The sequence below is a fragment of the Emticicia sp. genome, from assembly GCF_049241225.1.
Classification (GTDB): Bacteria; Bacteroidota; Bacteroidia; order Cytophagales; family Spirosomataceae; genus Emticicia.
In genome coordinates this window covers 1-7,283 of the sequence record NZ_JBMLRC010000038.1, presented here as the reverse complement: position 1 = coordinate 7,283, position 7,283 = coordinate 1, and the positions used below count along the sequence as shown (strand labels likewise).

Annotated in this window: 8 protein-coding genes and 1 pseudogene; 2 read left to right on the top strand and 7 right to left on the bottom strand. The window is 36.2% G+C overall.

Annotated elements, in window-relative coordinates:
* Positions 1-95: 95 nt before the first annotated feature.
* The 6 genes from ACOVO2_RS02450 to ACOVO2_RS02425 all read right to left on the bottom strand — a co-directional run bounded on the left by ACOVO2_RS02450 (position 96) and on the right by ACOVO2_RS02425 (position 3,093).
* Positions 96-293 carry a hypothetical protein gene (locus tag ACOVO2_RS02450; RefSeq protein ID WP_421768448.1) on the bottom strand — a complete coding sequence of 66 codons (198 nt, stop codon included), beginning with the start codon at positions 291-293 and terminating at the stop codon, positions 96-98.
* Positions 294-385: 92 nt separating this feature from the next.
* The gene (locus ACOVO2_RS02445; RefSeq protein ID WP_421768447.1) at positions 386-562 is read right to left on the bottom strand and encodes a hypothetical protein; all 177 of its coding nucleotides are present in this window, start codon (positions 560-562) and stop codon (positions 386-388) included.
* Between the two features lie 32 nt (positions 563-594).
* Positions 595-867 carry a hypothetical protein gene (locus tag ACOVO2_RS02440; RefSeq protein ID WP_421768446.1) on the bottom strand — a complete coding sequence of 91 codons (273 nt, stop codon included), beginning with the start codon at positions 865-867 and terminating at the stop codon, positions 595-597.
* Between the two features lie 208 nt (positions 868-1,075).
* Positions 1,076-1,906, bottom strand: coding sequence for a hypothetical protein (locus ACOVO2_RS02435; RefSeq protein WP_421768445.1), 831 nt, complete (start codon positions 1,904-1,906; stop codon positions 1,076-1,078).
* A gap of 117 nt (positions 1,907-2,023) precedes the next feature.
* Positions 2,024-2,314, bottom strand: a complete 291-nt coding sequence (locus ACOVO2_RS02430) for a hypothetical protein (RefSeq protein ID WP_421768444.1) — start codon at positions 2,312-2,314, stop codon at positions 2,024-2,026.
* Positions 2,315-2,346: 32 nt separating this feature from the next.
* The gene (locus ACOVO2_RS02425; protein WP_421768443.1) at positions 2,347-3,093 is read right to left on the bottom strand and encodes a hypothetical protein; all 747 of its coding nucleotides are present in this window, start codon (positions 3,091-3,093) and stop codon (positions 2,347-2,349) included.
* A gap of 295 nt (positions 3,094-3,388) precedes the next feature.
* Between ACOVO2_RS02425 and ACOVO2_RS02420 the strand changes: the two genes are divergently transcribed.
* Complete coding sequence (locus ACOVO2_RS02420) at positions 3,389-5,482, top strand: BatA domain-containing protein (protein ID WP_421768442.1); 2,094 nt, start codon at positions 3,389-3,391, stop codon at positions 5,480-5,482.
* A gap of 221 nt (positions 5,483-5,703) precedes the next feature.
* A complete protein-coding gene (locus ACOVO2_RS02415) occupies positions 5,704-6,564 on the top strand; it encodes a TolB family protein (protein ID WP_421768441.1) in 861 nt (286 codons plus the stop codon).
* A 42-nt stretch (positions 6,565-6,606) separates the two neighbouring features.
* Here the strand turns inward: ACOVO2_RS02415 and ACOVO2_RS02410 are convergent.
* Positions 6,607-7,283: pseudogene (locus ACOVO2_RS02410) on the bottom strand (hypothetical protein); the annotation flags it as partial.

Here is a 7,283-nt window from a genome sequence, read left to right as displayed (position 1 = left end):
CATAATTGATTATAAAGCCAAAAGCTGCCAGTGCCGCAAACGTAATTCCGAAAAAGAGTAATTTGTCTTGTTTGGTAGAGGTTTCCATCGGCTATTTATGCGTTTTGTTTTTTTAAGTAAAGTCTATAACCCAAAACACTCAAAACAACACCTGTTACGATACGACCAACGGTAAAAGTATCTTTTAGGTTAGCTTCCCAAGTATAGCCTCCCAAGGCGTTGATAATCAGGGGAAAAGAAAGAAATGCAATGTTGAATAGTACGATAGCTTTTATTGCGTCTGAAAGTTTCATAGTGTATTTTAGTTTTAGTGATTCGAATTTATATAAAATAGCTTTTTCATAAAAAACGTTGTGATGAACTCCCCAAAATGTGGGACGAACTATCAAGGCTTTGTGATAGTGATATAGGCCGATACTTTCATCCAGACACTAAAACCAAATGAAATACTGACGATTTCGTAGCCTTCTCGGCTTTTTTGGTTAGCTACATTTTCTGCTTTTTCGATTAACGAATTCGTTGACCACCAATCTGATACTCTGATAATTTCAAACTTTTTCATGTCTTTTGTTTATTTAGGTAAGTGTTCAAATTTTACTTTATCTCATCGCTATCAATTTGCATGATATTAGTCGGTATAGTAGATTTTGGTTGCTTCGATATAGCTACATTTTCATTATTTGGTATTTCTAAAATTACATTTCCATCTACATCTGTCTCTTTGCCATCAATAATTGTGGTTGTACTTGGAATTTTGTCATTTGAATAATAACCAACATTGGGCATAATATTTTCTTCTTTTTGGCAAGAAGTAGTGGCGAATGAGATTGAAACTAAAGCGGCGAATAAAAATGATTTTGTTTTCATAATTTTTTCGGGCGGCGAACCGCATTTTTTGAATTGTTTAATAATTGTTTCTGATTTGATGATTCAAAGATATTGCACCAAAAACAGCTTAGAAAACAGATGTGACCAACTCGCAGAACTGTGTGATGAAGTATTGAAACGATGGGAAATAAAAAAAACTCATGATTCAGCAATCATGAGTTTTGAAAATGTTTTTGTGGTGCTTTTCTTATAAAAATGCCAAATCTTCGTCTTCTTCGGGGCGTTGCCATACGATCGGACTAGTATTTTTTTGGATGAGATAAAGCCCGATTACGATGATTAATACTGCCATCAAAAGCCCGATTTGATAGAGAACTGGATTCGGAACAAAGTAGATACGAATATAGTTTTGGGTAGTGATATTATGGCCCCAAGTGAGTTTACAAACGTATTCTATCAAACTGAATGATAGAGTCATGAGCAAAGGCAATTGGAATGAAGCCGTGCGATAATAAATATAAAACATAATGGCTGTTTGGAAGATAAGCCCAATGACGGCTTGCGGAATAACCATTACGATACTGACGGCAACTACGGTGAAAATCACTTGTTTGAATAAATAATTTTTGAGCAAACCATGTCCGATAACTCCAATTTGCAGAATCGTAAAAAGTAATGATAATATTATTCCTAATAAAATCTCAATCTCAACTCGTTCAAGGCTTTCGGCTTCTATGGTATTGAACGGCAAAAAATCAAGTATTAAAGGGCTAATATAAGACCATGATAAAGCAATGAACAGGCAAAGCAGATAAATTAGCAGAGATGTTTTATGAAATAAAGGCGATTTTTTTTTATTAATAAAATAGCCCCAAATACTTGAGAGACTAATAATTAGTAACATTACCAGGAAGATACCTCTTTCTAAGTATGTTTCAGGCTCAACTTTGTTCATGCTGGCCATTGCCCCTAAAATCCCTCCCCCTAAAAATAGCACAGTCACACAAATGATCATCAACATCCATGCTTTGGCTATTGTCATGCCTGTTTTTTTGCGTAGTAAATTTAATTCATCCATAAAATTAATAGGTATTTGTTTTGTGTGATTTCGGTCAAATTTACCACAAGAGTTTGTCAAAACAAAAACCCCTACTAAAATAGTAGAGGAATCTGCGTATACGGATTAGTAAAGGTTTCAAATATAATTTGCGATAAAATCAATAATTCCAATAACACCAACCAAGCCCCAAGTTGCCACTAAAATTTTGTGGAGGGTTGGATTATACTTTTCGGGCGTGGTTGCCTTTGTTTGAAGCATTCCAAAATGAAAAGTCAGAGCCAATGATAGATGAAAAACACCTTTTATCAATTCGTAATATTCGCCTCGTTGTTCTTTAAAAAGTGTCATGTAGAGGTAAAAACCAAACAAAACCAGCATTATGCTACCAAAGACGTATTGTATAGGTTTTAAGTTTTTAATATTCATTCCGGATAATTATTTAGGGTGAAAACATAAATTTAAAAAATCTTAGCCAACAGCACAACCAACAAGCCAAATCCTGCAATAAAATTCCAAGCTGAGTGCAAAGCTACGCCATAACCAAAACCCAATTTCATTCGTACAAACCCCAACACATAACCCGAAATGATTTGACTCGTAACCAATGGCAAAGCAAACAAATAATTGCTAATACCAGTGTAATTTGTGAGATGCACTAACCCAAAACTGATAGCAATGATGTGAAAGATATACTTGAAGTTTTTTGCCCAAAGTGCTTTAAAAACATCGTTAAAAGGTTTAGTGACAATGTAAAATACTGGGAAAAGAATAATACAAGCTAAATAAACGAAGCCAATATGTAGCGTAATAAGTTCGTTGACTTTGGTCAAATAAACAATTGTTCCGAGCAGAACCGATACGATAAACGACACACTCCAACGGTTATAAATCAATGCCCCTCTGAAAATGGCTTCTTCGACTATTGGTGCCCCAATGACCAAGAAACCGTACATACTCCAAGTATCTTCAAACCCAAACGACTTTGCTCCAGTTAAGTCTTTGGTTAGATAGATAATCGGAACCAAAACTGGTAAAAGTGCAAGTTCGCATAATAAAACTTTGAAGATGTACTGAAATTTTTCAGATTTACTCATTTCAATATTCTCGCTGATGTAAAGTGGGTTTTTGATGTAAGCGAAAAACTCGTTGACGATTGTTTTAAAAGTAAAGTTTCTTTTTGTGCCGAAAGTAAGTGCTGCGTTCATAATTTTGTAATGTTTAGGAATGATTTAAATATTTTTAATTTTATGTTATTTGCCTTGTTTGATGATTCAAAAGTAGAAGGTGTTTTTCTCAGCAGAAAACAGATGTGACGAACTCCACCAGCTTTGTGACCAATTAATAAAAATATGTGATTTGCTTTGGCATAATAATTGGCAATATTTGTGGAACGAAACTCTGTTTCGTTCAAAAGATGATGATATATTGAAAGTATTTTCAGACTTTTACGTTAGGATAATAAACTAAAAAATTAAAGCCCCTTTAGGGGTTTGGGGTGATATGCAATTTCTTTTTCCGACTTTTCTTTGGGGTTTAGCGGCACTTTCGGTGCCTTTGATTATTCATTTATTCAATTTTCGTCGAACCAAGCGAGTATTCTTTACCAATGTGGCATTCTTGAAGGCCGTCGAAACCCAAACGTCTTCGTTTCGTCGCATCAAGCAATGGCTCATTTTGGCTTCACGATTGTTGTTTTTGTTGTTTTTGGTTTTGGCATTTGCACAACCTTTTTTACCTGCTAAAAATGCTTCGACAAATCGTAGTTCGGGTTTGGGGGTCAATAGCCTTTACCTCGATAATTCGTTGAGTATGCAAAACACCACCGAAAACAAACGTTACCTCGATTTAGCCGTTACGAAAATTGACGAATTGCTTACGCTGTTTCGTCAATCTCCTAATATTCAATTAATCACCAACGATTTTTCGGGCGAAGACCAAGCCGTTACCAATGCCACAAAAGTTAAAGACCGCCTTACATCGGTAGGTTTTTCGTCGAATCCACGTACGTTTGAAAGTATTTATAAACGTCAGAATAACCTTGCTCAAAAACATAACCCAAGTGCCAATAACCAATTCTTTTGGTTTTCTGATTTTCAGAAAAGTACATCGGGCGATTTACGTAAAATCAAGACCGACACGCTCAATAAATTATTTTTGGTGCCAGTACAAGGCAAGAAAAACCAGAATGTTTTCACTGATTCGGTTTGGTTGGCTTCGCCATTCATTCGTGAAATGCAGAATAATATTCTTTACGTAAAAGTGTTCAATTCGGGCAGTGAAGAAGTTGAAAAACTACCTGTAAAACTATTTATTGACAACGCCCAAGCTTCAACGGCCTCAGTTGATATTGCTCCGAATGGTTCGGCAACGGCAACTTTCAATTTTACGGTAAAAGACAAAGGTTTTCATCGTGGAAAGGTCTCGTTTGATGACCAACCCATTACTTTCGACAATGATTATTATTTTGTGCTAAATGCTTCGCCAACAATCCAAGTTTTGCATCTTTACCAAGAACGCAGTGCGGCAGATTATATCGGAAAAGTTTTTGATAACGATAGTCTTTTCAATTACCGAGCATATAGTGCCTCAAATGTCGATGTTGGGCAATTTAAAAACGCTAATTTGATAGTTTTAGAGGGCGTAGAAGCCGTGGCAGGAACATTCCGTGCGAGTCTCGAAGAATTTGTGAGAAATGGTGGAAATCTCTTGATTTTCCCTTCGGCAAGGCCCGATGTTACGTCATATAGCCAATTTTTGGGCGGATTTGGTATTCAAGGAATCAACCTTAACAATCAACCAGTTTTGGCACAAAGCCAACAAGCGATTGCTGAGCCTAACCGACAAAATCCGTTTTATATTGATGTGTTTGAACGCACAACTTCGCAAGGTGTAGTAAACACACCAACTATGCAACCTGCATGGACTTGGAGTGGCGTAGGTGAGAAGATTCTGACCTTCAAGAATATGCAAAACTTCATCACCTCTACGCAGGCTTCGCAGGGACGTGTGTATGTATGTGCATCGCCACTCGAAAAAACGTATGGCAACTTTGCCGAACACGCATTTTTTGTGCCAACGATGTTTAAAATTGCCTCGATGAGTACGAAACAAGAGCGTGCAGCTTATAATTTTAGTGAAGGAAGCATCAACTTAGATTTACCGAATGTCAAGAAAAATGCTACCTATAAACTCAAAAATGTTTCTACGCCAAACAATAAAATTGAGATAATTCCAGTACAAAGAATCGTAGGAAATACACTTACTTTAGAATTGCCGAAGTCTTCGCAACTGTCGGATAATCAGGTACTTGAATCGGGTTATTATGAGTTGCAATTAGATGGAAAAGCGGAAAAATTATTGGCTCTCAACCATGACAACGAAGAATCGAAAATGGATTTTTACTCGCCCGAAGAACTAAGAACATTCTTTGCAGGACAAAAAAATATCACAATTTTTGATAACTTACTTGATGGAGATTTCGTAAAAACCTTTCAAGAAAGCAATGTAGGTACACCACTTTGGAAATACTGCGTAATGCTCGCCTTAGCCTTTTTATTGATTGAAATTTTGTTGATTCGATTTATGAAGGGATAAAGGAATACTGGTACAAGTATGAAGCAAAGCGTCACTTGTACCACACAATGAAATGCAGTCTGAGACTGCCAGCGATGATTATGGTACAAGTCAATAAAGACTTGCACCAGTAGTAAAGAAAGCTAATTTCATTGCCGTTGGTTTTAACCAACGGATGCAGTAGCAAAATTTGTTTTTTAGCCTAATTCTCGGTATTTTCGCTAACAAACAAAACTACACCTATGAAGAAACTACTCGCCCTACTATTCGTATCAAATTTGCTTTTTGCCCAAAACGGAACCGAAATTTTTCTATTAGATATTTCAGAATCGGGTGGAAATATCACACTTTCCAACCCTAAAAATATTACTAATCGAAAAGGCTATGATAATCAACCGTTTTTTCATCCAAATCAGCCATTGCTTTATTATACAGCCATGCAAGATGGCCAGACTGATATTTGGTCGTATAACTTCAAAACTGGCGTTGGGCTGCAAGTAACTAATACCATTGATTCGGAATATTCTCCGACCGTTACGCCCGATAAAAAATATTTGTCGTGCATTGTTCAGCGAAAATCAAATGGCGACCAAGACTTGGTAAAATACAATATCAAAAATCCAACTGAAACGCAGATAGTTTTTGAATCGCAGAAAACTGGGAAGATTGGTTATCAGGCATGGTTGAACCCAAATGAACTTGTTACTTTCGTTTTGGGAGAGCCACAAACGCTTCACTATCAAAACCTTATGACTAAAAAAGATACAGTCGTTGTTCCAAACATTGGTCGTTCGCTACACCTCATTCCTAAACAAAAGGCATTTAGTTTTGTGCAGCAAATAGACAAAAAATGGCTAATTCGCTCGTTTGACCCTCAAAAAAATACCATTATTGATATTGCAGAAAGTAGTCCTGACTCGGAGCATTATAATGCTTGGTTATCAGAAAATATCATTTTTGAAAGCCGCAATACCGATATTTTTAGCTACAATTTAATGACTAAAGAATGGAAAGCGGTGACTTTACCGGATATGCTTCCAAAGCGAAAAATTAGTCGAATGGCTGTGAAAGGCAATAAAATCGCTATTGTGATAGAAGAATAAAAGTAGGTATAAAAGGCTTATACCTACTTGTAGAAAGAAAGTTTACTTCACAGTAAGTTCAAACGGCAATTGCAAATTACTCACAGTTTGCTCTAAATGTGATAATTCCTCTTTCATTTCTTCCATGTATCGCTCAGTTTCGTTTTTAAAAGATGAAACCAAAGATTTGTAGTAGTCAATTCCCGATAAAAGATTAGTATGAAAAGCTTTAAGTGTCCGTACTTGTGCTGTTGAAAGATTTTCAACTTGTTTGTTGAGTTGGTTTTTGTAATAATCTACATATAAAGCCAATTCATTCACAAACATATTTGGACGTTTCAATGAGTTCAGAATATTGGTTCGGCCATAAATATGGTCAACCATTTGTTTTAATGAAAATACACCCGAAAAGTAAGCCAAATTTGGTCCTGGACAAATCGTAACAGCCGTAAGTTTATGGGCAGGATTTATGTCGTGTTTCAACAATGCCGAAACACCCAAACCTTCGCACAAACAATCTCTTTGATTAAGAAAATTGATTTTTTCTGTCTTTTGCTCAGCGGTCATTTCGCTTGCTTCAATTTGCTTTATTTTTGCGTGAATGTATTCACGAGATGATTCACAAATTGGTTCTTTTGTAAATTCAGTATTGGTAGAAAGAAACTTTTTGTAGCACGGACTTCCCGCACGATTTTTATTGATACGCATCACGCGTTGCTCTTCGCCACTTGTATATCTGA